The 24,096-nt window shown below is 59.4% G+C and carries 20 protein-coding genes and 1 tRNA gene; 9 read left to right on the top strand and 12 right to left on the bottom strand.

Annotated features, from left to right (window positions below; all coding sequences use genetic code 11):
• Window positions 1–54: 54 nt before the first annotated feature.
• Window positions 55–879, top strand: a complete 825-nt coding sequence (locus ACR0B8_RS16140) for a LysR family transcriptional regulator (RefSeq protein WP_170362071.1) — start codon at window positions 55–57, stop codon at window positions 877–879.
• Here the strand turns inward: ACR0B8_RS16140 and lptF are convergent.
• The gene (gene lptF / locus ACR0B8_RS16135) at window positions 876–2,015 is read right to left on the bottom strand and encodes an LPS export ABC transporter permease LptF (protein WP_170362070.1); all 1,140 of its coding nucleotides are present in this window, start codon (window positions 2,013–2,015) and stop codon (window positions 876–878) included. The genes ACR0B8_RS16140 and lptF overlap by 4 nt on opposite strands.
• A gap of 297 nt (window positions 2,016–2,312) precedes the next feature.
• On the opposite strand from lptF, the gene ACR0B8_RS16130 reads away from it, so the two are divergent.
• Entirely contained in the window at window positions 2,313–2,747 is a 435-nt protein-coding gene (locus ACR0B8_RS16130; protein WP_170578183.1) for a hypothetical protein, read from the top strand.
• Between the two features lie 88 nt (window positions 2,748–2,835).
• Here the strand turns inward: ACR0B8_RS16130 and ACR0B8_RS16125 are convergent.
• Window positions 2,836–2,911: transfer RNA gene (locus tag ACR0B8_RS16125), tRNA-Trp, on the bottom strand.
• 143 nt (window positions 2,912–3,054) lie between these two features.
• Here ACR0B8_RS16125 and ACR0B8_RS16120 point away from each other — a divergent pair.
• Entirely contained in the window at window positions 3,055–3,762 is a 708-nt protein-coding gene (locus ACR0B8_RS16120) for a lysophospholipid acyltransferase family protein (protein WP_170362068.1), read from the top strand.
• On the opposite strand, the gene ACR0B8_RS16115 is transcribed toward ACR0B8_RS16120, so the two are convergent.
• From ACR0B8_RS16115 to ACR0B8_RS16095, 5 genes are all read right to left on the bottom strand, one after another.
• Complete coding sequence (locus ACR0B8_RS16115) at window positions 3,759–4,004, bottom strand: MoaD/ThiS family protein (protein WP_170350861.1); 246 nt, start codon at window positions 4,002–4,004, stop codon at window positions 3,759–3,761. The two genes, ACR0B8_RS16120 and ACR0B8_RS16115, sit on opposite strands and share 4 nt — an antisense overlap.
• The gene (locus tag ACR0B8_RS16110) at window positions 3,997–6,252 is read right to left on the bottom strand and encodes a xanthine dehydrogenase family protein molybdopterin-binding subunit (RefSeq protein ID WP_226689644.1); all 2,256 of its coding nucleotides are present in this window, start codon (window positions 6,250–6,252) and stop codon (window positions 3,997–3,999) included. Before ACR0B8_RS16110 ends, ACR0B8_RS16115 begins: the two co-directional genes overlap by 8 nt.
• Window positions 6,252–6,731: a (2Fe-2S)-binding protein gene (locus ACR0B8_RS16105; RefSeq protein ID WP_170350859.1), complete on the bottom strand. Its 480-nt coding sequence runs from the start codon at window positions 6,729–6,731 to the stop codon at window positions 6,252–6,254. Before ACR0B8_RS16105 ends, ACR0B8_RS16110 begins: the two co-directional genes overlap by 1 nt.
• Window positions 6,728–7,594 (bottom strand): FAD binding domain-containing protein, encoded by an 867-nt coding sequence (locus tag ACR0B8_RS16100; RefSeq protein WP_170362065.1) that lies wholly within the window; start codon window positions 7,592–7,594, stop codon window positions 6,728–6,730. Before ACR0B8_RS16100 ends, ACR0B8_RS16105 begins: the two co-directional genes overlap by 4 nt.
• 127 nt (window positions 7,595–7,721) lie before the next feature.
• Complete coding sequence (locus ACR0B8_RS16095; protein WP_226689643.1) at window positions 7,722–10,934, bottom strand: 2Fe-2S iron-sulfur cluster-binding protein; 3,213 nt, start codon at window positions 10,932–10,934, stop codon at window positions 7,722–7,724.
• Between the two features lie 75 nt (window positions 10,935–11,009).
• Here ACR0B8_RS16095 and ACR0B8_RS16090 point away from each other — a divergent pair, with 75 nt between their 5' ends.
• The gene (locus ACR0B8_RS16090; RefSeq protein WP_170362063.1) at window positions 11,010–11,912 is read left to right on the top strand and encodes a LysR family transcriptional regulator; all 903 of its coding nucleotides are present in this window, start codon (window positions 11,010–11,012) and stop codon (window positions 11,910–11,912) included.
• A 19-nt stretch (window positions 11,913–11,931) separates the two neighbouring features.
• Here ACR0B8_RS16090 and ACR0B8_RS16085 read toward each other — a convergent pair whose 3' ends face one another.
• From ACR0B8_RS16085 to ACR0B8_RS16075, 3 genes are read right to left on the bottom strand one after another with little or no spacing between them, the layout of a single operon-like run.
• Complete coding sequence (locus ACR0B8_RS16085) at window positions 11,932–13,203, bottom strand: NAD(P)/FAD-dependent oxidoreductase (protein WP_226689642.1); 1,272 nt, start codon at window positions 13,201–13,203, stop codon at window positions 11,932–11,934.
• A gap of 39 nt (window positions 13,204–13,242) precedes the next feature.
• Window positions 13,243–14,277, bottom strand: coding sequence for an ACP S-malonyltransferase (locus tag ACR0B8_RS16080; RefSeq protein WP_226689641.1), 1,035 nt, complete (start codon window positions 14,275–14,277; stop codon window positions 13,243–13,245).
• Window positions 14,274–16,466 (bottom strand): dehydrogenase E1 component subunit alpha/beta, encoded by a 2,193-nt coding sequence (locus ACR0B8_RS16075; RefSeq protein WP_226689640.1) that lies wholly within the window; start codon window positions 16,464–16,466, stop codon window positions 14,274–14,276. Before ACR0B8_RS16075 ends, ACR0B8_RS16080 begins: the two co-directional genes overlap by 4 nt.
• Window positions 16,467–16,703: 237 nt before the next feature.
• On the opposite strand from ACR0B8_RS16075, the gene ACR0B8_RS16070 reads away from it, so the two are divergent.
• A complete protein-coding gene (locus ACR0B8_RS16070) occupies window positions 16,704–17,603 on the top strand; it encodes a LysR substrate-binding domain-containing protein (RefSeq protein WP_226689639.1) in 900 nt (299 codons plus the stop codon).
• A gap of 112 nt (window positions 17,604–17,715) precedes the next feature.
• Here the strand turns inward: ACR0B8_RS16070 and ACR0B8_RS16065 are convergent, their stop codons facing one another.
• Window positions 17,716–18,873 (bottom strand): acyl-CoA dehydrogenase family protein, encoded by a 1,158-nt coding sequence (locus ACR0B8_RS16065; protein ID WP_480659001.1) that lies wholly within the window; start codon window positions 18,871–18,873, stop codon window positions 17,716–17,718.
• A 108-nt stretch (window positions 18,874–18,981) separates the two neighbouring features.
• Complete coding sequence (locus ACR0B8_RS16060; RefSeq protein ID WP_170350850.1) at window positions 18,982–19,545, bottom strand: TetR/AcrR family transcriptional regulator; 564 nt, start codon at window positions 19,543–19,545, stop codon at window positions 18,982–18,984.
• A gap of 258 nt (window positions 19,546–19,803) precedes the next feature.
• Between ACR0B8_RS16060 and ACR0B8_RS16055 the strand changes: the two genes are divergently transcribed.
• The 4 genes from ACR0B8_RS16055 to cueR all read left to right on the top strand — a co-directional run bounded on the left by ACR0B8_RS16055 (window position 19,804) and on the right by cueR (window position 24,079).
• Complete coding sequence (locus tag ACR0B8_RS16055; protein ID WP_217354102.1) at window positions 19,804–20,268, top strand: nuclear transport factor 2 family protein; 465 nt, start codon at window positions 19,804–19,806, stop codon at window positions 20,266–20,268.
• Between the two features lie 12 nt (window positions 20,269–20,280).
• Complete coding sequence (locus ACR0B8_RS16050) at window positions 20,281–20,901, top strand: pyridoxamine 5'-phosphate oxidase family protein (protein WP_226689637.1); 621 nt, start codon at window positions 20,281–20,283, stop codon at window positions 20,899–20,901.
• Between the two features lie 314 nt (window positions 20,902–21,215).
• On the top strand, window positions 21,216–23,693 hold the full coding sequence (locus ACR0B8_RS16045) for a heavy metal translocating P-type ATPase (protein WP_480658999.1): 2,478 nt from the start codon (window positions 21,216–21,218) through the stop codon (window positions 23,691–23,693).
• Entirely contained in the window at window positions 23,690–24,079 is a 390-nt protein-coding gene (cueR, locus tag ACR0B8_RS16040; protein ID WP_170362056.1) for a Cu(I)-responsive transcriptional regulator, read from the top strand. Before ACR0B8_RS16045 ends, cueR begins: the two co-directional genes overlap by 4 nt.
• The last annotated feature ends 17 nt before the right edge of the window (window positions 24,080–24,096 follow it).

Below are 24,096 nucleotides of genomic sequence, written 5' to 3'. Positions count from 1 at the left end.
CTTACTGAAAAAAATGAATTGATTTTATCAGTCTGATGAAAAAATAGTATCGCCATGCAATTCAAAGCAATCGAGACCTTTCTATGCGTGGCCGAGACCGGGGGCTTCCATGCCGCCGCGCGCAAACTGAACGTGACACAAACCGCCGTCAGCGCCCGTATCCGGCTGATCGAAGAAGAAACCGGCAAGGCGTTGTTCACCCGCGGTGCAGGCGGCACCAGCCTGACTGAATTCGGGCAACAGTTCCGACCATATGCCGAACAGATGCTGTCGCTTTGGTCATTTGCATCGCGCGAGCTGCCAGCCCAAACGCAGAACCGGATCGCGCTGCGTCTTGGTGCGCAACTGAGCATCTGGGACCCGCTGCTAGTCGATCTGGCCGTTCAGTTCGAACAGCGCCTCGGGCAACTTTTGCTGACGTTGAACTATGACCACGATCTGAACATGGTCGACGCGGTCGCCACCCATGTTCTGGACGCCGCATTGACCCACGAAACACCCAACGATCCGCGCGTGCAATCGCACGAGTTAAACCCCGAACGCCTGTTGCTTGTCAAAACTCCGGAAACGGACGATCCAGTTTTCGTCAATCTGGAACTGGGCGAGGTCTATCAGGACCACGTCCGTTCGGCTGTGCGGCAGGCCACGGGGCAGACGGTGTTTCTGGGCAATTGCCTGATGGCCCTGCGTTATGTCCTGCGGCGGGGCGGAACCGGGTATTTCCCGGAATACGTCATCCGAGATCATCTGTCCGCGGGTCAACTGACCCCTGTGGCCGGGGCCATTGACCTGCTGCTGCCGCTGCATCTGGTGACCCGCCGTGACAGCACAACCAGCGACGATGTCCTGACCTGCCTGACCGAGCTGCGCGCAGCCTAGGCCTGAGAGATCGCGCTCGAGGCATCTCTGTGGCGCCTGCGCAGCAACGGCCGCCCGGCAACCAGCAAGAACAGACAGGCGACCGCGATGCCGATGACCGCCGGCAGATACAACAGCATCCACAATTTCGGTTCTTCGATTACAACGGGCGAAACAAAGCCCCGCACCCCTTCAAGCACGACCAGAATCGAAAACGCACCCAGTATCTGAGGCCACAGACCAAATCGCGAAAAGCTACCCAACATCAACGTGGCATACCCGGCCATTGCCACGGCGATACAAATGGCAACCCACGAAAACCGCTGATGCAATTCGTCGACCAATTCTCCGATGGGAAAGCCTTCGGCGACGCTGATGGCGGCGCGGTCTCGCAAAAGTTCAATGGTGGGAATGGCTTCGAGACTGCGCTCGGCCATGATGTTCGAATTCGTCAGCGCGGAAATGTCATATGAGGCGTCCTCGAACAGCGTCGATGACAAGGTTCTGCCCTCCTGATCCAAACGCAACGCGATCCCGTCCAACATCACCAAGTGGATCCCAGATTCATTGTTGACCAGATAGGCTGTCTTCGAGGAATAACTGACCGGGTTCAGCGCATCCCGCCGGTCAGAGACGAAGACCTCAGACAGCGTGCCGTCCAGATCAATCTTGCCGATATAGACTGTGACGCCATGCGCCGGGTGCAGGAATTCGCCCTCGTTCAGCAATTGCGCGGTGACGTCCCCTGCAACCTCGGCCTGGCGCTGCTCAAGCTGTTCGACCGATGCGGGGCGCAAAAAGACGCTGATGACTGCCATCATCAGCCCGGCCACCAACCCAAACAGGAATACCGCACGGGCCAGCCGCCATGGGCTGGAACCGGTGGCCAGCATCACCGTCATCTCGCTTTCGCGGCTCAGCCGGTTGGTGGCATAAACAGCGGCGGCAAACACCGCCATCGGCATCACCGTGCGGATCAGCGTTGGCAATGTCAGCGCCGAGAATTCCAGAAACACCATGGCCGATTGGCCACCGCTGATGACTCGGTCAAACAGGCTAACCGATCGGGTGATCCAAAACACACCGACCAGAACCAAGGTGAAAAAGCCGAACAGAATCAGCAATTGCCGCAGGAAATATCCATCAAAGCGCGACATGGGTCCTCTTACGTGTGTTCGTGGTGGTCGGACATTATGTCATTCCGTCGCTGTAGGAAACCGGGATTGGCCAATTGTCACCACCACGAAAAGCGCGGCAATGGCCTGGCTTGCTGAACCCAAGACTGTGGCGTGGCCGATTCACGCGGACTATACCTCTGGAAACTCTTTTTTTTCGGATCAAGGTGTGTCCTCCTTACCCGCCCATCCCGCTGTATCTCGGCGCTGTGTATCTACCTCTTCGAATTCCTGCTAAACAAAAACAAAACAAAAAAACATCCTTGAGCAGACGAGCAGATGAGAGGTCTAACCGCAGCGTTGGCAGTTCTCTTGACTATGAGCGCGCCATTGGCATCGAAAGAAATACAGGTTGGCAATGACTCAGGCGGGCGGATTCTGGACCGCAAGGTTCAGATCGAAATCGCCAACAGGACCAACGCGCGCATACACATTGTCGGGGATTACTGTAATTCCAGCTGCACCATGCTGTTGGGGGCAGACGATGTGTGTGTATCCTCCGAAACGCTTTTCGGGTTTCACGGCCCGTACCGTGTAAACCGGACAAAGATGACCGAAAAGGAATTCGACCAGAAAAGCACTTCGCTTGCCACGTACTACCCGCGCCCGATAAGAAACTGGTTCATGTCCGAGGCAAGGTTTGTGGGCCCGGATGAGTTTCTGTATGTGTCCGGTGAATATCTGATAAGCATCGGCGTGCAAGAGTGCGCGTAAGACTTCTGCAGGCTGTCACTTCTCACAACAACCCATATGCAGATCGCACGACTCATGCGCATCCATTGAAACAGCGATTTGAGTGGAATGGCAGGGGCAGCAGGGTTCGAACCCGCGACCTACGGTTTTGGAGACCGTCGCTCTACCAACTGAGCTATACCCCTAAGGTGCGCCTCAGATATGCCAGCCGCGCGACGGACTCAAGAGGCTTTTTCAGATTCCGCGCGACAATTGCATTCGACAAACAAGTTGCGTGCGGCGTTGAGTTCTATAAGACACGGTTTGGTCAGTACGAGGGACCCCATCCGTGAGTATCCGCAAAAAGATCGCCGACAGCGAAGCCGTTCTGAACTGGGCTGCGCGCCGCATCGCAAGCTATATCCGGATGGTCAATCGCAACACCACATGGCAACGCATCGGGTACGACGAACTGGACCAGTTGGTCGAACAGGGTGAGCCGGTGATCGTGGTGCTGTGGCACCAAAGGCTGGCGCAATCCCCCTATTTCTTTCCTTTGGAAAAAGGGCCGATCTGTTCGATCACCTCATCCGCAAGAGCGGGTAGTATGGTGGGCCGAGTGCAGAAACTGTTCGGCATGGATACCATCGCCATGACCAGCAAAAACGCAAATAACATTGCGATATCGCGCCAAGTGATCGGCAAGATTAAGCAGGGCATTTCCATAGGCATCGCCGCGGACGGTCCGCGCGGTCCCGAACGGGTACTGTCCACTGTGCCTCTGGTCTGGGCGCGCACCTCGGGCAAGCGGGTGTTCGGCATCACCTTTTCGGCAGAACATGGCCGCGAGGCGGGGACATGGGATCGCCTTTTGATGCCGCGCCCCTGGCGGAATAAGGGTGTCTTTCTGTGCCGGGAATGGACTGAAACCGTGCCGCGGAAAGCGTCCGAAGAACAGATCGAAACCCTGCGCCAAAGCCTTGAGCAGCACATGAACGACATCACCGCCGAAGCCGACCGCATGGTCGGGCGCGAACCGTGGTCGCCTAAGGGTTAGCCGCCCCTCAGCCGTTGCATCAGATAGATTTCGCTGCCTTCGGGGATCGGTTCGGTTAACCCGCTGGCGATAACCCGCCCGTCGATGGCGATGGACACCCCCGCATCAATCGGGGCCTGCAATTGCGGATGGATCTTCACCAATTCTCGCAGCAACTCGCCTGTGGTCTTGGCCTCAACCTCCACCACCTGCTGGCCCCCGGTCAGTGACCGGAGGCTGGACCAGAGGTGAACCTCAACCATTGTCCTTTAGCGCCGCCAGAATGCGGGGCGGTGACATCGGCAGTTGCTTCATCCGAACGCCCGCCGCATGCGACACCGCATTTGCGATGGCGGCCAAAGGTGGCACGATGCCCGTCTCACCCACACCACGCACGCCAAACGGATGGCCAGGGTTGGGCACTTCGACAATCACCGTGTCGATCATCGGCAAGTCACTGGCGACAGGGATACGGTAATCCAGGAAGATCGAGTTCTGCAGGCGGCCATCCTCGCCATAGATATATTCCTCGTTCAGTGCCCAGCCGATGCCTTGCGCGGCACCGCCCTGATACTGGCCTTCCACATAGGTAGGATGGATCGCCTTACCCGCGTCCTGAATGACCGTATAGCGGGTAATCGCAGTCTTGCCTGTTTCCGGATCGACCTCAGCATCAACGATATGGGTGCCAAAGGATACGCCTGCGCCTTCTGGCGTGGCCTCGAAATGGCCCGAGATAGGCCCGCCGGTTTGACCCATGTGGGCGGTGATATCGGCCAGTGGGCGCGGGTCGAAATCACCTGCGTTTGGACCCGAAGGTACAGCGCAGCCGTTTTCCCATTTCACCGCATCCGCCGGAATTCCCCAGCTGGCGGCAGCGCGTTCGCACAGCTTTTCAACCGCGTGTTTTGCTGCCTTGATGGTTGCCAAGCCGCTTGCATAGGTCACGCGCGAACCATGCGAAACGTCGTTATACCCCAGCGTCGCAGTATCGGCGACGGTCACACGGATATTCTCATACGGAATGCCCAGAACCTCGGCCGCCATCAGCGCCATTGACGCGCGTGAGCCGCCGATATCGGGCGTGCCCACCATCAACTGTGCCGAGCCATCCTCGGACAGCGCCAGCGAAACCGACGTTTCACCCCCGTGGTTGAACCAGAACCCGCAGGAAATCCCACGACCCTGCCCCGGCTTCAGCGGGGCTGAGTAATGCGGGTGGGCCTTCGCGGCCTCAAGCGTTTCCACCAAACCGATCCGCTCATACGTCGGGCCATAGCTGGCTTTGGTGCCTTCATGGGCGGCGTTTTTTAGACGAACTTCGATCGGATCGAGGCCCAGCTTCTTACACAGCTCGTCAATAACGGATTCAACCGCAAAAGCCCCCATCGGTGCACCCGGCGCGCGGTAAGCGGCCTGTTTCGGGCGGTTGGCCATCACGTCATACCCAATCTGGCTGACATTGGTCAGGTTATAGGGTGCAAAGGCACACATGGCGGTCATGTCACCCGGGGCGCCCGGAAACGCCCCGCCCTGCAGGCGGAACACGCCTTGGGCTGCCGAGATGGTGCCATCCTTCTTCATCCCGATCTTGATATCCATCGACGCCGAGGATGTCGGGCCAGTGGCCCGGAACACCTCGGACCGGGTCATCACCAGCTTAACCGGGCGGTTCGCCTTGCGGCTCAGTGCCAGCGCGACAGGTTCGATGAAGACTGTGGTTTTACCGCCAAAACCACCACCAATCTCGGACGCAGTCACGCGCAGTTGCGAGGTTTCGATACCCAATAGCGCGGCACAGGTCTTTTGTGCGATCCAGTGACCTTGAGTGGTACACCACAGCTCACCCTTACCGTCGTTGCCCAACATGCCCAAACAGGCATGCGGCTCGATGTACCCCTGATGGGTTGCCTCGGTGACAAAGCTGTCTTCGATAATCAAGTCAGCTTCGGCAAAGCCAGCTTCTACATCGCCGTGCCCGCTTTCGTGGTACCGCACGACGTTCGGGTGCATCCCCTCGGGTACGGAATAATCCGCAGCACCTTCGCGTAAGACCGGCGCATCCTGCTCCATCGCTTTGTCTACGTCGGTGACGTGCGGCAGCACCTCGTATTCAACCTCGATCAGCTTGAGCGCATCGCGCGCCGCCAAAGCCGAGGTCGCCGCCACAGCCGCGACTGCGTGCCCGTCATAGAGCGCCTTTTCACCCGCCATGACATTTTCCAGAACATTCCAGAATTCACCCTCAAGGCCGGGTTTGAACGGCACTTCGGCAAAATCCGCGCGGGTGACGACGGCTTTGACATCCTTGTGCGCTTCGGCCTGCGAGGTGTCGATCTTCACAATCCGTGCGTGGGCGTGGGGCGAACGCAGAATCGCGCCGTGCAGCATGCCTGGCGCAGAAACATCCGCCCCGAACTTGGCGCGACCAGTGACCTTGTCCAGACCATCGGGCCGATCCGGGCGCGTGCCGACGAAGGTGAATTGCGTTTTACGATCGTCGAGTGCCATTATGAAGCCTCCCGCAGTTCTTCGGCCGTTTCCATCACGGCGCGAATGATCTTGTCATACCCAGTGCAGCGGCAAAGGTTGCCTGCCAGCCAGTACCGGGCCTCTTCTTCGGTCGGGTTGGGGTTCTTCTCCAGCAGCGATTTGGCCGCGACCAAAATGCCCGGCGTGCAGATACCACATTGCAGGGCGGCATGCTCGATGAACTTTTTCTGCAGCGGATGCAGTACGTCACCCTCCGCGATGCCTTCGACGGTTTCGATCTGCTTGCCATCGGCCTCGACCCCTAACATCAGGCAGGAACAGACCAAACGGCCATCAACCGTGACCGAGCATGCGCCGCAATCGCCGGTGCCGCAGCCCTCTTTCGCACCAGTCAGGTTCAGCTTGTCGCGCAGACAATCCAGCAGGGTTTCGCGCGGATCGCAAAGGTAATCGACCGCGTCACCATTCACGGTGGTGGATACGTGGAACTTGCTCATGCTTCCTCTCCCTTGGCGCGGGCATAGGCAATTTTCGCGGCGCGCTTGGCCAGAACGCCGGCGACCTCGGTACGGAATTCGATAGTGCCGCGTTTGTCGTCAATCGGGTTGCAGGCGGCGGATGCCGCAGCGGCCAGTGCGTCCAATGAAGCGTCGTCCAGCGCGCTGCCGATGATGGCCTTGGCACAGTCCTCAACCAGCAGAATGGTCGGCGCGACAGCGCCCAATGATACGCGCGCCTCGGTGACGGTGTCCCCGTCCAGACGCAGGCTGACGCCAACGCCAACCACGGCAATGTCCATCTCAGTGCGCGGGATAAAGCGCAGGTATGCGTCGCCGCCATTGTCGCCCCGTGCGGGGATGTGGACGGCCGAGATCAACTCGCCCTTGGCCAGCGACGTTCTACCGGGTCCGGTTGGGATGTCTTCGACCGCTACCTCACGGTCGCCATCCGGGCCGGTCACCGTGACCGTGACACCCGCCGCAACCATGGCAGGCACCGAATCCGCCGCCGGAGAGCCGTTGCACAGGTTGCCGGTCAGCGTCGCGCGCCCCTGAACCTGGGTCGAGCCGATCAGATCCATCGCCTCGACCACGCCGGGCCAGTCGCGACCCAGTTCCAGATGTTCGCTCATCTCAGCGCCAGTGGCAGCGACGCCCAGCGTCCAACTGCCGTCGGCGTTGCTGTTGATATCGCGCACGCCGTCGATCTTCTTTATGTCGATCAGCGTATCGGGCGTCACAAGTTCTGATCGCAGTTGCACCAGAACATCGGTGCCGCCTGCCAGAAACCGTGTGATGCCCGTCGCGTTTGCGGCCAGTGCCGAAGCTTCGGCAAAGCTGGCGGGGCTGTGATAATCCATGAAATACCTCGCACCTGTTGATCAGGATTCACTGGGTTCAGAGGGGACGTTAGTGCAGCAGCATGGCCGCGTCCATGGCAGGAGCGACCAAATTTCATGTTACCCGATGTCGTTTCCAGACCTGAGGTCAGAGGTCGATCTCGATCACACCGTCTGGCTGCGCCGCGCGACTTTGGCACAGGATCATCGCATCCGCGCGTTGCTGGTTCGACAGAACGAAATCGCGATGTTCAATGTCTCCCGAAATCACACCGCATTTGCAGACCCCACATATGCCGTCTGAGCATTTGACGTCCACGTGAATCCCCGCCTCGGTCAACACCTGTGCGGCGTCCTTTTCCGCAGGTACGATCAATTCCCGACCCGATTTTGCCAGCCGTAAGGTGAACGGATGGTTTTCATATTCAGGCTGTTCAGGGACCGAGAAATACTCCAGATGCCGCGCGTCCTCAGGGAAGCCCTGCGCCTCGGCCGCTTGTATCACACTGTCCATGTAGCGGTCCGGCCCACAGGTATAAACGTGCCAACCCGGTTGGTAGCCCGACAGAACCGCTCCTAGGTCGGCGCGGGTGCCTTCGTCCGAGAAATGAAAATGTACATGTTCCGCCCAGGGCATCGCCGCCAGATCGTCCAGAAACCCCGCACTGGCGCGGGTTCTGGCTGAATAATGCAGCGCGAACGGCTTGCCCAGCGCGTGCAGGCGGTGGGCAAAGGCGATCATGGGGGTAATGCCAATCCCGCCGCCCATCAAAAAGGTCTTGGTGGCCGTCTCATCCAATTCGAAATGGTTGATCGGTTTTGAGATGAACACCTTGCGCCCTTCGTTAAAGATGCGGTGCAGCAGGGCCGAACCGCCGCGCCCGTCGTCCTCGCGCAGCACTCCGATTTGATAGGAGGACCGGTCAGACGGATCGCCAGACATAGAATACTGCCGCAGGAATTCCGGCGCGACCAGCACGTCCAAATGCGCCCCTGCGGTCCAGTCGGGCAAGGGCGCGCCGTCGATGGCCGCAAACTCGTACTTGGTCACATCCGCCGTCATCTTGTCGACTTTGGTCAGCTCAACCCGCATCACTGGCGCGTCGCCCGCAATAGTGTAGCGGTGGATTACCGACATATCGCCAGCAGCTTTGCGGGCCTTGTATTCCTCAGCCGTGACCATCGCTTGATAGGCGGTAATCCCGGCTTCGCGATCCATCGCAAAGGGATAGGGCCACGGGTGCGGCGCCAGATAGGCGGGGTATACCGCCAAAGTCTGGTCTTCGTATTTCAGGTCCAGGTCTGTTTGCAGACCACGCCGGTTCAGCGGGTGAGCGGTGGGACGATAGGCGCCGTCAGTCTGCAACTCGATATCCCACCACCATTTCTTGGTGTCGTTCAAACTGCCATTTCCGACCGCATCATCCAGTTTTGCCAACACAGGTGCTGCTTGTGGCAGGTTGATCGCGGCCCAGCGAAAGGGGCGCTCCTGGAAAATACCCTCAAGGTTCCATGGACAGGTTTTCATGCACCGCCCGCACATGGCCCCACCTGACGTGCCGATCCGGTACGTGGCACATTTCTGGCTGTCGGATTTCCAGATTTCATAGCCGTTGAACATCAGTTTCGGCCCGGCCGTGATCGCCCCCGAAGGACATTCACGCGCACATTTGTTGCATGCCTCGCAAAAGCTCTGCAGACCGAAATCGATGGGCTTGTCGTGGCTAACCGGCATATCCGTTGTCACCACACCGGACTTCAGGCGCGGCCCCAGATAGGGGTTCAGGATCACCTCTCCGATCCGACTGACCTCACCCAGACCAGACAGAAGCAACAGCGGCGGTTGCAGCACTTCACCGTCCATGACGGTATGCGCTTTGGCCTTGTATCCGAGGTTACGGATTTGCTGCGCAATCACGCCGCCAAGAAGGGAAAACCGCAAGTAAGCCCGCATGGACTGGCTGACCGCGATCCAGTCGTCACCACTGGACCCTTCCATGGTTTCACGCCCTTGGTCGATGATCATACTGATCGCCTGATCATGCGGGGGGTTGATTTCCTCTCCAGCAGCGTCGTGGGAATACCAGCTCCATTCAGGGCACCGGCTGAGGCCAACGGCATCGGCACTTAGAAAATAGCTTGCGGCCTTAATATTCGCGGCATTGCGCGCGGCATCGGTAGGCTGCGACACCTCAGCACTTTCACCATCCTGCAAAAGCACGAAGGCCCCAAGCGCCCGGCGCTGCGCAAAGCTGGGGGCAGATTTGCGGACATAATGCCCACCCTTTGCCGCGTCCTGCAGCGGTTTGCCCATATCGCCAAACAACGCACGGGCGAACATGTCAGCACGCTTGGGGACGCGGGCGACATTTTCTTCGTCGATATAAGTGGTAGGGCTCTCAACGCGTTTAAGCTTTTCGAACGGATGTGCGCCGTCCACATAGCGCCGTTTGGCGTAAACGTCGCGGTTCAAGGCGTTCTTGGCAAACCCGGTGCCCAACCACCAGGCCGGACCCTGTGTGTGAAACCACGGCTGTTGCGCCATGGGTATCAGAGGCTGGTCATGCGTGATCTCTAACTCGGTCGTTACGGCGGTCAGACCGAACCGTTTGCCCAACCACGGGGCCACTATGTCGCCACCCTCAACCGTGGCTAGACCGGCCGCCACTGCCAGCCGGCCCAGATCAACCTCGGACGACATCGCGGTATGCGCCCGCGCGTCATAACCCAGCAGGCGGATGTAATTGGCGATCACCACCGCATTCTCAGTCGCCAGCAGACAGGCGCGATGATCCTGCGCGTCGATGATCCACTCGGCCCCTGGCTCGGTCGGGTCTGGATCACGATTGTGTTCGTACAGAAAAACGATGGCGTGGCGATGCGTGTCCATCGGTTTGGGCGCGGCCTCCATGCTTTCCTTCAGGTCCGCCATGATCAGGTCGATCCCCGAAGCCAACGTCTTGGTCTGTCGCGTCTTCAGCGCATGGGCCAACCGGTCGATATCGGGGTTGCGACGTGGCTCAGACAACAACGCCTCAGACGGCAACGGGCCGCAGCCCATCATCGAGGCATCATTGAAATAACCAAATGCCTTAAGGTGGCTGGCGCGCTCGGACGGGTCCGCCGGAATCTCTGATCTCGCCGGATTCACGAACCCGTCGCGGATGGCGTCCATCATCGCCTGAAACTCACCCATCGCGTTGACGATGCTTTCGGGTTGGTCCGGTTGGCGAAATCTCAGCTTTGGCATCTGGGGCACTACAGACAGATCCGGCATCTCGATCTGACGCTCCAACCGCTCCAGCGGATACCGGCCCATATGGACAGGTCTGTTCTTATCCGAAAAAAAGCGGATTCCCATTGCGCGCCTCCTGTTACTGACTGTCACCTAATGCGCCGTAGACAGCAAATCCATTCATGAATAGTCATATATGATATGAGCAAAACTGATTTCACGGATCTGGACGGCAAAGTCCTGCGAACCTTTCTGACGATCCTCGAGGAAAGCTCGGTTTCAAAGGCTGCCGACCGGTTGGGTGTGACTCAATCGGCAATCAGCCACACGCTGGCCAAACTGCGGCAGGTTCTGGGGGATCCGTTGTTCGTGCGCTCGGGCCAGGGCCTGACCCCGACCGAGCGCGCCTTATCGCTGAAAGAGCCGGTACAACAGGTGCTGGACGGCATGCGGGCACTGACTGACGAGCGTCCGTTTGATCCGCTGGCCGATGAGATCAGCATCCAGATCGCCACCAACGACATGCCGCGCGACCTGATCTTTCCGCCATTGCTGCACGCGCTTCGGGCCGAAGGCGTGCGCCTGCGGCTGGGGTTCATCCCGTCCGGAGTCCCCGACCCCGACCTGCTGCGCAGCGACCGGTGTCAGTTGATGCTGACCCCGCTGCCGCCCGATGGGCCGGATATTTTTCAAAAACGCGTACTGATCAGCCCGCTGATGATTTTCTACGATGCCGATCAGCGCAACCCGCCAGACAGTTGGCAGGCCTATTGCCAGTCTGAGCATATTGAAGTGCGATTTACCGACGGACGCAGTTCCCGCGCTGTGATGCGTGGTGTGGACCAAAGCCAGATCCGGCCACCAACCGTCACCCTGCCGCATTTCCACGCGATTCCGTCCTTTGTGAAGGGCAGCGACCTGATATCGACGGACACTGTGCTGATGAAACACGGGCCATTGGCGGCACTGGACTGCGCGCCATTGCCGTTCGAGTGCGAGCCGGTCTCGATTTACATGGTCTGGCATCAACGCTCGGCCAATGACCCGGCCCATCGCTGGTTGCGCGCACGGATCGAGACCATCGCCACGACGCTGCAGAATTGATCACCGGGGCGGTCGCGGATCAGAACCGTGCCTTCATCAGATGCATCAACGTCGCGCCCGTCTCGAAATAAGCACGTCGCAGGGCGGTCCAGCTTTCGCGGTATTCAGGAACCGCGGGCACAGGCAGCAGGCTCGGGTCGTCCTGCAGCAGGCTTTCTGCCATCAAGCGGCCAAAAACCGTACCCGGACCGATGCCCCGTCCAGAATATCCGTGTGCTGAAAGGGCATTGGGACCGATCTGCGTGATCTTGGGGATGTGGTCCGAGGTCATGGCGATGCGCCCATGCCACCCCTCGGTCAACGGCTGATCTGCAAGTTGAGGAAACAACTCGGCCAGTTTGCGCCTGCACCATGCCGCGTGAACTGCCCGGCCCACCTGGCCCAGATCACCCATGCCTCCGATGATCAGCCGCCCTTCGACATCCATACGGAAAGAGGTCATGACCAACCCGGTGTCCCAGCCCCCCTCCGCCCCCGGCAGAATACTGGCCCGCAGATTGTCCGACAGCGGAGCCGTAAAGAACTGGAAGTAATAGACCGGAACATAGTCCGGGGCGGTATCTTGAAGACCCTGATGATAGGCATTGGTGGCCTGAATTACCGATTTCGCCCGCACCGAGCCATGCGGGGTTTTCAGCACCCAATGACCATTGTCGTACTTCATCGACTGCACCGGGCATTGGGTGACAATCCGCGCCCCGGCCTCGGCAGCGGCACGGGCCAGACCACGCACATAGCCCAATGGGTGAATCGTCCCCGCACGCGGATCAAACAGCGCGCCATGGAATGCCGCGCTGCCAGTCCGTTGCGTGGCCTGATCGGCGGGCAGCAATTTAACTGGGGCTCCCGTGGCGCTCAACTGGGCGTGACGCCTCTGCAAATCCTGCAGGCCCGAGGCGGAATGCGCGCAGTGTAACGTCCCATTGCGAACAGGATCACAGTCGATGCCATGCCGCTCGATCAGGTCAAACACATCCGCAGGTGCCGCGGCCAAAAGATCGATCAACCGATCCCCGGCCCGCTTGCCCAGATGCGCGCGGATATCCTCGGGCGGCAACCACAGCCCCGCATTCGCCAGACCGACGTTTCGGCCTGAACCGCCGTGGCCAATGCCTTGCGCCTCCAACAGGCAGACCGACGCCCCGGCCTGCGCTGCCGTCAATGCTGCGGAACAGCCAGTATAGCCGCCGCCGATTACGGCCAGATCAACCGTTAGATCACCGCTTAGGGGGCGGTCTTCCACATGCTCGCGGCAGGTTTTCAACCACAGGGATTGGTCGTGGTCACTCACGCTAAGCTCCAGAATTTTGCGCGGATCATTGCGGTGGACTCAGCCGGTTGCAAGTGCCCTTTGATCATCACGGCCCATTGCGATCAGAAACGGCTCGACCTGTTGCCGCGCCTGAAACGCCGCCTTGTCCGACATGCCCTTCCAATCGGCCAGAACCAGTGATTGCGCCACGGCACTCCCCAGGGTCGCGCCCGGGCCGGTGACGATGAACAGGTCAGGGGCGAACTCGCGCGCAGCGGTCTGGATGGCGCGGGTAAAGTCATAGGTCTCGGTCACCTGATGGCCCAGAGTGTAATCCCACAGCGCCTGCGTATTTGTCGCGCCCGGCCACCAGATTTTGCCGCGCCCATCGATCAAGGGGCGATCAGGCTGCGCAAACAGATCCGGTGCCAGTCGCGCGCGCCCTTCCGCAGCGACCGGAGTCTGCAAGGACGTATGAAACGCCGCGTGGTTCGCCAACCGCATCGGAAAGCGTTCCTGTACAACAGGCTGAGAAGCTTCGAACGCCTTCAACCCCGCTTCGTTCCCGGCCAGCACCAACATCCCACCCAGATCGATGGACAGCGCCAGATCACACCCGTCGGTTGCGTTGATCCGCGCCACATCCGCCAGCAACTCGGCCTTGCGCGCCGGAGCATCCCGCCAATCGTCGCCCGCGTATGGATAGACAAGCTGCCCGCCAATCAGCTGTTCCTGCATCAGCGTGCCCATCGTGTTCACCACACGAAAACCATCCTGCGGCGACAGCGCACCACCAGCGGCCAGGGCAATATACCAGCCCATCGAATTGCCGGTGACCGCGACAACCTCGATATCGTCCGCCAAAGCCTGCGCATCGGCAAACGAGGCCGCATAGATTAAGGGCGAGGCCACATCGCCCCGCGAATACTTGGACATCGTATACCGGCCTGCACCATCCAGGGCGGTCACGGCGTCCTGCCCCGTCTCGGCACGGATGGCGTCGAAGCTGTGGAACAGGTCCATCCACTGCGCGTGATGGCGGTGCAGAAAGCCCAGCTCGGGCTTGTTATAGGTGCCCCGACCGGGGCAGATGACGACGGCTGTGCGGGTCATTGGCGGCCTCCGGCCAGTTTCAGCGCGGCGGCAACGATACCGCCCTTGGATGGCAGTGGCGCGGCATAGGCCGGACCCGTGGCGATAAAGCAATCCTCGGCCACAACGCGTGCGGTTGGCGTTGCGGGGTTTTCTTCGGCGAAGAATGTCATCAGCGCCTCGGACTGGCTGCCGGTGCGGCGGCATTCATCTACGACCAGAACATGTGCGCAGGGCTTGGCGGCCTCGCGCAGGGCCTCGACTGGCAAAGGCGCCAGCCAGCGCATGTCGATGATGCGCGTCTTTATCCCGGCTGCGTCGAGCTTGGGCAGCGCCTGTTGCGACAGATAATGCCCGTTGCCATAGGTCACGATGGCCAGATCGGTGCCATCCCCATGCACGCCAACCTCACCCAACGAAATACGTTGATCCGGCGAAGGGTAGGTGGTCATCCATCCGCCATCTTGCGCCCCGTGCAAATCGCGCATCGGATACAGCGCGATGGGCTCTAGAAACACCACCACCCTTTGCTCTTCCCGCGCCAACCGCACGCATTCACGCAGCATCTGTGCCGCATCTGCACCAGAGGACGGACAGGCAATGATCACGCCGGGAATGTCGCGCAGCACCGCCAGGGAGTTATCGTTGTGGAAATGCCCGCCGAACCCTTTCTGATACCCCAGCCCCGCAATCCGCAGCACCATCGGGTTCGTGAACTGCCCGTTCGAGAAGAACGGCAGCGTCGCGGCCTCGCCCCTGATCTGATCTTCGGCATTGTGCAGGTAGGCCAGGAACTGAATTTCGGGGATCGGAATAAAGCCGTTGTGCCCCATTCCTATCGCCAGCCCAAGTATGGATTGCTCGTCCAACAGCGTGTCGATCACCCGATCCGGACCAAAGCGTTGTTGCAATTTCTGCGTCACACCATAGACGCCTCCCTTACGGCCCACGTCTTCACCCATACAGACGACTTCACCGTGTTCCAGCATCAGATCGGTCAGCGCCCAGTTGATCAGGCGGCTCATGGGCTGGGGGTCATTCATCGCCCGCAAATCGCCGCCAAAGGCTTTGGCGCGCGCCTCGGCATCCGGGCCGTTGGTGGGTTTGCAGATACGTTTCGGTGGAACCAGACTGGCCACCACCTCGGCGGCATCTGACAAGTGAGGGCGGGTGGCGGCCTCAGCTGCGATGCGATCCGTGCGGGCGCAGGTGTCATTGTAAATCTTCAACGCCTGATCCGGCTGCAACGCGCCCGCTTGATCCAACAAACGCACAGTATGCAGCAGCGGGTCGTTGGCCTCATCAGCTTCGACCTCGGCTTTCGACAGATAGGTGGTCGGCACATCCGCCCCGGCGTGACCGTAGAGGCGCACTGTTTTCAGGTGCAGAAAGGCGGGCTTTCGGCGGGTTCGCACGTAATCGGCGGCTTCCTTGGCCACGGCGTAGGTCTCGAATATGTCTAACCCATTGGCTTGGAAATACTTGACGCCCGGCCGATGCTCCATCGACGATTGAATCCAGCCCTTCGGTGTCTTTACCGAGATTCCGATCCCGTTATCCTCGCACACGAACAACAACGGTAACGGCGTCGATTGCACGCTGGTCCAACCGGCCGTGTTGAACGCCCCCTGCGCGGTCGAATGGTTGGCCGAAGCATCCCCAAAAGAACAAACAGCAATCCCGTCCAAGGGCAACTCGCGGTGTTCCGGATCATGCCGCCGCGCCGCGCCCAGGCTATAGGCCGCGCCCACCGCTTTGGGCAGGTGGCTGGCAATGGTCGAGGTCTGCGGCGGGATCGTCAGCGCCTTTGAACCCAGCACCTTGTGTCGCCCGCCCGAGGTCGGGTCATCCTTGGAACATGCAAAGCTAAGCAACATGTCCCAGGCGATCTGCTGGCCCGGCACCTGTTCGGCCCGGGCAATCTGAAACGCCGCGTCGCGATAATGCAGAAAGGCAATGTCGGTCGGGCGCAGTGCATGGGCGACGGCTGCCATCCCCTCGTGACCCGAAGAGCCTATCGTATAGAAGCCCTGCCCCGCCTTCTGCATCGCACGGCTGGTGCGATCCAGCGCACGGCTGAGGACTTGCGATCGAAACAATGACACCGCATCGGGGTTGCTCAGACCCGGTCTGGGGGCGGCCCCATCAGGTAAATCGCGCTGTGCGACTCGGGTCAGGAAATTCTCGTGAACGATCTGAGCGCGATCCATGGCCAGTTCCCTGATCCTGTGTGACTTAATCCGGAGTGTTGCCGCAGCAGCACCCCCCTTTTTTGCAGGCTTTCGAGGGCAGAAGCAAAAGAAAGCCGCAAGCACCCCGGAACTAAACACCCGATCCGATGCACAGGCTTACACGCACATACCCTGAAGAAATACCTGCATTTGTATCGGGCTGGCGCGCGGCAAAAGCCAGTGATATTCCTTTCGAAAGGTATGAGGATTTGTCATATGATCGCCCCGCGCCGCTTTTTGCCCTCGATCCCCTCTTTGCTGGCGCTTGAGGCCGTTGATCGCCTTGGCAGCGCCTCTGCCGCCGCCGAAGAGCTGTCACTGACGCAAAGCGCAATCAGCCGTCAGCTCAAGACGATGGAGGAACAGCTTGGCGTCGCCCTTATCCAGCGCAGCCAGATGCGGTTGCATCTGACGCCTGCGGCAAAGGAATATGTCCAGGTCGCCCGCAAAGCGCTGAACCAACTGGCGCAGGCGTCGCTGAAGCTCAAGGCCAACCCGACCGGAGGGTCGCTAAACCTGTCGATCCTGCCTGCATTCGGCATGCACTGGCTGGCGCCACGCCTACAGGATTTCGCCCGCCGCCATCCAGAAGTCACCGTAAATCTGAATACGCGGCTGCGGCCCTTTGATTTCGACACGGAACAATTCGACGCCGCGATCCACTTTGGTCAACGCGACTGGGCCGGCGTGAATTACCTGCCCATTATGCGCGAAGATGTGGTGCCCGTTTGCGCACCCGATATGCTGCCCGACGACAGCGATGACATTGAGTGGTTGATCAAAGCGCCCCTGTTGCATTTGGAAACACGCCCCGAAGCCTGGGAGAAATGGTTCGCCGCACAAGGCCGCGAGGTTTCTGGGATACAGGGAATGCTATTCGATCAATTCTCGACCATGGGACAGGCCACTATCCACGGGCTGGGCGTGGCATTGCTCCCAAGTTACTTGATCGATGCTGATCTGGCAGCGGGGCGGCTTGTCCCAGCGTGGCACGGTCCGGGTGTCAGCCTTGGGAATTTCTATCTGGTCTGGCCACAATCGCGGGCGGAATCCGAACCACTCAAATCATTCCGAGCGTGGCTGCAAGGTCAGATTGATCAGGCCCCCAACACGTAAGCCAGAGGTGCAATGCGGCTCTGCGCCGCCTTCGGCCTTGCGTCCTGCCTGGCCCAACGGGAGGAGATGTTTCGTCAGAAACATTGATGACGGGCGGGAGTAACCGGTCTGATTAAGTATCCAAAGATCGGGCAATGAGTTCCTTCATGATCTCATTGGTGCCGCCATATATCATCTGAACGCGGGCATCCGCGTAAAGGCGGGCAATCGGGTATTCCATCATGAACCCATACCCACCGAACAGCTGCAAGCATTCATGCATGATTTCGTTTTGAACTTCCGACCCCCAGTATTTCACCATCGAAGCGGTCGCCGCATCCAGCGTGCCAGCTTCAAGCCGTGCGATGCAATCATTGACGAAGCTGCGCAAAACCTCGGCCTTGGTCTTGCACTCGGCCAGCTTGAAGCGGGTGTTCTGGAAATCCATCACCCGTTGACCAAATGCCTTGCGTTCTTGCGTGTACTTCACCGTCTCAGCGATGGCGAAATCAATTGCGCCCAGCGCACCGATGCCAATCGTCAGGCGTTCCCAGGGCAATTGGTTCATCATTTGGTAGAACCCCTGCCCCTCTTCCGCGCCCAGAAGGTTGGTCATAGGCACCTTAACGTCTTCAAAGAACAGCTCAGCCGTGTCATTGGCCTTCATCCCCAGCTTCTTGAGGTTGCGCCCCTTGCGAAAGCCCTCGGCGCTCTCGGTCTCAACCCCAATCAGTGAAACCCCTTTTGAGCCCAGCGCCTTGTCCGTCTTGCACGCCACAAGGATCAAGTCTGCCGATTGCCCGTTGGTGATGAATATCTTGGATCCGTTCAAACGGTAGGAATTTCCATCCTTGTCGGCCGTCGTGCGAATGGCCTGCACATCCGAGCCGGTCCCGGGTTCGGTCATGGCAAGCGCGCCGACCATCTCGCCCGACGCCAGTTTCGGTAACCAGTTTTGCTTTTGATCCTCGCTGCCATAGGCGTTGATGTAGTGAATGACGATGGATTGGATCGCATAACCCCATCCGGAATCCCCGAGCGAGGATTGCGCGTACATAGTAACTGCATCAAATCCGATGCCACCACCTACACCGCCGTAAACCTCGGGGATCGCGCCTGCCATTAGCCCTATGTCGCCAGCCTTGCGCCACATGTCGCGATCCACGACACCATTTTCGATCCAGCTTTCGATGTTGGGGATCAGCTCATCATCCATGAACCGATCCGCCATTTCGGCAAACATCCGGTGTTCTTCGGTTACCCAACTGGCGGTCGTGGTAAATAGCTGCATGCGGTATCCTCCCCAAATCTTTCGTTGATCAAGGTAGCTTTGGAGGCATTGCAATCCAATCCACCCAACGCGTTGGAACGTAACGTTCTTTTGAATGTTTGGGTCCGGTCAGGCCAGCGCCGCGTCCAGCAAGACCCGGGCAGCCGCCTTAGCATCCCCCGCCGGGTCGCAGGTTTTCAAGAACACAGCCGTCACAATCGCGCCTTCCTGCAATAGAACAATCTGGCAGGCCAGATGTTCTGGATCACGGGCACCGGCCTTCCGCGCCAGATCGATAAAATGATCGAGCAATATGCGCTTGTGCTCGGCGGATTGCTTGTGGATCGGGTGGTCAATTTCCTGATACTCCGCCCCTGCTTTGATGAACATGCAGCCGCGGTATTCTTTCTCATCAAACCACTCGCCCAGCGCATCGAAACTTGCGAGCAACTGGCCGACAGGGGTATCTGCGAGCTCCTCGATCCGAGAAAAGAACTCTTTTCGGAAGTTCTCATCCCGCAACTGCAAGGCAGCCAGAATCAGCTCTTCCTTGGTGCGAAAGTGTTTGTACATCGAGGTTTTTGACACGCCCGTTTCCACCACCAGCTTGTCCATTCCGGTGGCGTGAAATCCGTCACGATAAAAGACCTGCAAAGACTTGCGGACCAGTTCATCGCGTTTGTTTGGGCGCATGTGTCACCTCCTACATGTACAGATCAGTACATAATACCGCACTGTCCTCACGGCAACCGTAGAGTGCGCTGCGGTGAAATTTCAAAATAAGACTTGCAAAAGTTTACAGATCGGTACACATTGCCAACAAGATGTACCGATCAGTAAACCATGGAGCGTTCAGATGAGACACCATGCCAGCCTTTTCCCACCCCAGTACGTCCCGGTTGTTTTAACCTTGGCGATGCTTGCAGCCATACTGACATGAAAGACCACGCAATGAGCCGACCCCCGCTGCCCCCGTTCAGTTTGGAAACCGCCAAACAGAAAGTCCGAATGGCGGAAAACGCTTGGAACAGCCGCGACCCGGATGTGGTCACTCCGGCCTATACTGATGACAGCCAGTGGCGAAACAGGGCAGAGTTCCTAAACGGTCACGCCGAAATCCACGCCTTTTTGACCCGAAAGTGGAGCAAGGAACTGGATTATCGCTTAATAAAGGAACTGTGGGCCTTTTCCGGCAACCGTATCGCCGTGCGCTATGCATACGAATGGCGGGACGACAGCGGACAGTGGTTTCGGTCCTATGGCAACGAGAACTGGGAATTTGCACAAGATGGGCGGATGGCCAAACGCTATACCTCATTAAACGACTTACCAATTTCCGAGGGCGATCGCCTGTTTCATTGGCCACAAGGGCCCCGTCCCGATGATCACGCCGGGCTGTCTGACCTGGGGTTGTAAAGGGGTAAAAACATGCCGCGTGCCTTTTCCGAACTGACATTTACACCAGCCGTCCGTGCGCATCAGGAAAGGATGGGCTCAGCCAAGACTTACGCCAAGTTTGTTGACGGCGGTCCGCAGCAAGGCCATCAGATCGGACCGGTTGAAAAGGCCTTTATCGAAGCGCGCGATGGATTCTATCAGTCCACCGTTTCCGAGACCGGCTGGCCTTACGTTCAATATCGCGGCGGACCGATTGGGTTTCTAAAGGTTCTGGCCCCACAGACCATCGGATACGCCGATTTCACGGGGAATAAACAGTATATTTCGCGCGGGAACCTGGATGGAAACGACCGGATCGCCCTGATCCTGATGGACTATGCCAACCAGAGGCGCCTCAAGATTTTGGGTCGGGTGGAGTTTACTGAGGGCGCGGCCGCCGCCGCCGACCTTTATCCCGAAGGCGCAAAAGCCCCCACCGAACGCGCCGTCCGAATTCGGGTCGAGGCGCTGGACTGGAACTGCCCCAGCAACATCACACCCCGCTTTACCGAAGCCGAGTTGCGCCCGCATCTTAGCGCGCTGGGCCAGCAACTGGCTCAGTTACAGGCCGAGAACGAAAAACTAAGACAGCAACTAGCGCAACGGTCCTGACCCCGTTGCACCCAAAATTCGCAAACTAAATCAGATAATAGGGTCCACAACCATGCTACGCTTTGCCTTGAATGTTGTTCATCTCGGCCTGATTGGGGCACTGTTGCTGGCTATGGGCCTTGCGTTGGCGTTTTTTGCCTCGCCTGAATCCGTGCGCTCCCCCCTTCCCTTTTCGCACGATTCCCTTTTGCTTGATCAGCTATCGAACAATTGATCTGCGCTGCGGAATTCTACGGATATCTGACATGACCCCTTGACCTTCCCGTGACTGGAACCCTCATCTGGAGGGTAAAAGTGACGATAGGATGAGTCGGATGGCTGCGCCGCAGACAACTCAGTTGAAAATCTCAGGCATGGGATGTGCCTCTTGCGTCGGTCGGGTGGAAAGCGCCTTGCTGGATGTGCCGGGTGTGTCTGACGCATCGGTCAACTTTGCGACGGAAACCGCGCAGGTTACCTATGACGGTCAGGTCGGCGGTTTGATCAACGCACTGTCACATGCCGGATATCCCGCTGCGACCCGGCAAACGACCCTGAAGATCGCCGGTATGAGCTGTGCCTCGTGCGTCTCTAAAATCGAGCGCGCGTTGAAATCTGATCCGGCAGTGGTCGACGCTCAGGTCAATCTGGCCACGGAAAGCGCGCAAATCACCTATGTAGACGGCGCAACCGATCCACAGGTGCTGGCGAAACGCTGCGAAGAGGCCGGGTATCCGGCGCGCGTGGCGGACGCTGCCGACCCCCAGACCGATGGGCGCAAAACCGAAGAGGCCCATGCGCTGACCCGCGCCACCCTGTTTGCCGCCATCCTGGCCCTGCCCGTGTTCGTATTAGAGATGGGCGGGCATATGATCCCGGCTTTCCATCACTGGGTGCAGGCAAGCATCGGCGCGCAAACCAGCCATCTGATCCAATTCGCGCTGACCTCAGTGATCTTGCTGGGGCCCGGGCGGGTTTTCTACGCAAAGGGCATCCCCTCGCTGCTGCGCGGATCTCCGGATATGAATGCGCTTGTGGCTTTGGGCACGGGCGCGGCGTACTTGTTCTCGGCCACGGCCACCTTTGCGCCGCAGATCCTACCGCAGGGCAGCGCAAACGTGTATTTCGAGGCCGCCTCGGTCATCGTCGTTTTGATCTTGCTGGGTCGCGTGATGGAAGCCCGCGCTAAGGGCCGCACCGGGGCCGCAATCCGCAAACTGGTAGGCTTGCAACCCAAAACCGCGCGGGTCGAAATGGACGGTCGCTTCATCGACCGTCCGATCGCCGACATTACTGTTGGGGACATCCTGCAAATCCGCCCAGGTGAGCGGGTTCCTGTGGACGCAGAGGTGCTTGAGGGCACTTCCTACGTGGATGAAAGCATGATCACAGGCGAGCCCGTTCCTGTGGGCAAATCCCCAACCGATCAGGTTGTTGGCGGAACGGTCAACGGCACCGGCGCGCTGCGCCTGCGCGCCACGCGGGTCGGGGCTGATACGGTTCTGGCGCAGGTCATTCGGATGGTCGAACAGGCGCAAGGGGCCAAGCTGCCGATTCAGGGGCTGGTCGACCGGATCACCGCATGGTTCGTGCCGGTGGTCATCGCCGTCGCACTGCTGACGATTGTCGTCTGGCTGATCTTTGGCCCCGCGCCTGCGCTGCCGATGGCACTGGTTACCGGGGTCTCGGTCCTGATCATTGCCTGCCCCTGCGCGATGGGTCTGGCGACGCCGACCTCGATCATGGTCGGCACCGGGCGCGCAGCTGAACTGGGGGTTTTGTTCCGCAAAGGCGATGCGCTGCAGCAATTGCAGCAGGCTAAGGTCATCGCGCTGGACAAGACCGGAACCCTGACGCTGGGGCGGCCCGAACTGGAAAGCGTCACTACCACGAACGGCTTTGATCGCGACACCGTTCTGCGGTTGGCCGCAGCGGTAGAGGCGCAGTCAGAACACCCCATTGCGACCGCAATCACCCGCGCGGGCCCGGACGATCTGCCCGCAATATCCGCATTTAAATCCCTAACCGGGCTAGGCGTTCAAGCGACGGTCGACGGACACGATCTGTTGATCGGGTCGCCGCGGCTGATGGCGCAGCACGGGGTGGACTTAACCACCCTGACTGCCGAGGCCGATCTGCGCGCCAGCGAAGGTGCCACACCTCTGTTCGTCGCCATTGACGATCAGGCGGCGGCTCTATTGGCGGTCTCGGACCCGGTGAAACCCGGCACGCAGGACGCGTTAGAACGATTGCACGCGATGGGCCTGAAACTGGCGATGGTGACCGGCGACAATGCCCGCACTGCACAAGCGCTGGCCGACAGGCTGGGCATCGACCATGTCACGGCCGAGGTTTTGCCGGACGGTAAACTGACCGCGATCACCGCGCTGCGTGAACAATTCGGAACATTGGCGTTTGTCGGCGACGGTATTAACGACGCCCCAGCGTTGGCGGCGGCGGATATCGGCGTGGCCATCGGAACCGGCACTGACGTGGCGATTGAAACGGCGGATGTGGTGTTGATGTCGGGTGATCTGCGCGGTGTGGCCAATGCGGTCGAGATCAGCCGCCGCACCATGCGCAACATTCGCCAGAACCTGGGCTGGGCCTTTGGTTACAACATCCTGCTGATCCCGGTGGCCGCTGGGGTGCTGTTCCCGTTCAGCGGGCATCTGTTGTCCCCTGCCCTCGCTGCCGGGGCAATGGCGTTGTCCAGCGTCTTCGTGGTCGCCAACGCGCTGCGCCTGCGCCGTGTCCGGGCTGCACTGCCCGAAACATCCCAAGACCACACATCCCAAACCGTGACGCCATGAATATCGGAGACGTTGCAACCCAGACCGGCCTGCCCGCCAAGACGATCCGGTATTACGAGGATATCGGCCTGATCAAACCTATGCGGGACGACAACGGCTATCGTCGGTTCCGCGAACAGGACGTGCATAAGCTGAACTTTCTGGGCCGCGCCCGCGCGCTGGGGTTCACGATCGAGGATTGCCGCACTCTGATGGCCCTTTATGAGGATGAAACCCGCGCCAGTGCCGATGTCAAAAAGGTTGCCCGCGCGCATCTGGCGCAGATCGAAACCAAGATCGCCGACCTCAACGCGATGCGCGATACGCTGGGCCACCTGATCGACGCCTGTGCCGGAGATGACCGGCCTGATTGTCCGATCCTGCAGGATTTGGGTGGCAAACCCTGACACGGGGTTGCTCTTTG

The sequence above is a fragment of the Ruegeria sp. BH6 genome, assembly GCF_056538105.1.
The sequence above is the reverse complement of the archived record's forward strand: the minus strand, read 5'-3'. Positions and strand labels throughout refer to the sequence as shown.

Bases quoted from the DNA above. Each gene is read 5' to 3' on its own strand.
- ACR0B8_RS16140 (WP_170362071.1), top strand. From the start codon at position 55: ATGCAATTCAAAGCAATCGAGACCTTTCTATGCGTGGCCGAGACCGGG.
- lptF (WP_170362070.1), bottom strand. From the start codon at position 2,015: ATGTCGCGCTTTGATGGATATTTCCTGCGGCAATTGCTGATTCTGTTC.
- ACR0B8_RS16130 (WP_170578183.1), top strand. From the start codon at position 2,313: ATGAGAGGTCTAACCGCAGCGTTGGCAGTTCTCTTGACTATGAGCGCG.
- ACR0B8_RS16115 (WP_170350861.1), bottom strand. From the start codon at position 4,004: ATGGTTGAGGTTCACCTCTGGTCCAGCCTCCGGTCACTGACCGGGGGC.
- ACR0B8_RS16110 (WP_226689644.1), bottom strand. From the start codon at position 6,252: ATGGCACTCGACGATCGTAAAACGCAATTCACCTTCGTCGGCACGCGC.
- ACR0B8_RS16105 (WP_170350859.1), bottom strand. From the start codon at position 6,731: ATGAGCAAGTTCCACGTATCCACCACCGTGAATGGTGACGCGGTCGAT.
- ACR0B8_RS16100 (WP_170362065.1), bottom strand. From the start codon at position 7,594: ATGGATTATCACAGCCCCGCCAGCTTTGCCGAAGCTTCGGCACTGGCC.
- ACR0B8_RS16095 (WP_226689643.1), bottom strand. From the start codon at position 10,934: ATGGGAATCCGCTTTTTTTCGGATAAGAACAGACCTGTCCATATGGGC.
- ACR0B8_RS16090 (WP_170362063.1), top strand. From the start codon at position 11,010: ATGAGCAAAACTGATTTCACGGATCTGGACGGCAAAGTCCTGCGAACC.
- ACR0B8_RS16080 (WP_226689641.1), bottom strand. From the start codon at position 14,277: ATGACCCGCACAGCCGTCGTCATCTGCCCCGGTCGGGGCACCTATAAC.
- ACR0B8_RS16075 (WP_226689640.1), bottom strand. From the start codon at position 16,466: ATGGATCGCGCTCAGATCGTTCACGAGAATTTCCTGACCCGAGTCGCA.
- ACR0B8_RS16070 (WP_226689639.1), top strand. From the start codon at position 16,704: ATGATCGCCCCGCGCCGCTTTTTGCCCTCGATCCCCTCTTTGCTGGCG.
- ACR0B8_RS16065 (WP_480659001.1), bottom strand. From the start codon at position 18,873: ATGCAGCTATTTACCACGACCGCCAGTTGGGTAACCGAAGAACACCGG.
- ACR0B8_RS16060 (WP_170350850.1), bottom strand. From the start codon at position 19,545: ATGCGCCCAAACAAACGCGATGAACTGGTCCGCAAGTCTTTGCAGGTC.
- ACR0B8_RS16055 (WP_217354102.1), top strand. From the start codon at position 19,804: ATGAGCCGACCCCCGCTGCCCCCGTTCAGTTTGGAAACCGCCAAACAG.
- ACR0B8_RS16050 (WP_226689637.1), top strand. From the start codon at position 20,281: ATGCCGCGTGCCTTTTCCGAACTGACATTTACACCAGCCGTCCGTGCG.
- ACR0B8_RS16045 (WP_480658999.1), top strand. From the start codon at position 21,216: ATGGCTGCGCCGCAGACAACTCAGTTGAAAATCTCAGGCATGGGATGT.
- cueR (WP_170362056.1), top strand. From the start codon at position 23,690: ATGAATATCGGAGACGTTGCAACCCAGACCGGCCTGCCCGCCAAGACG.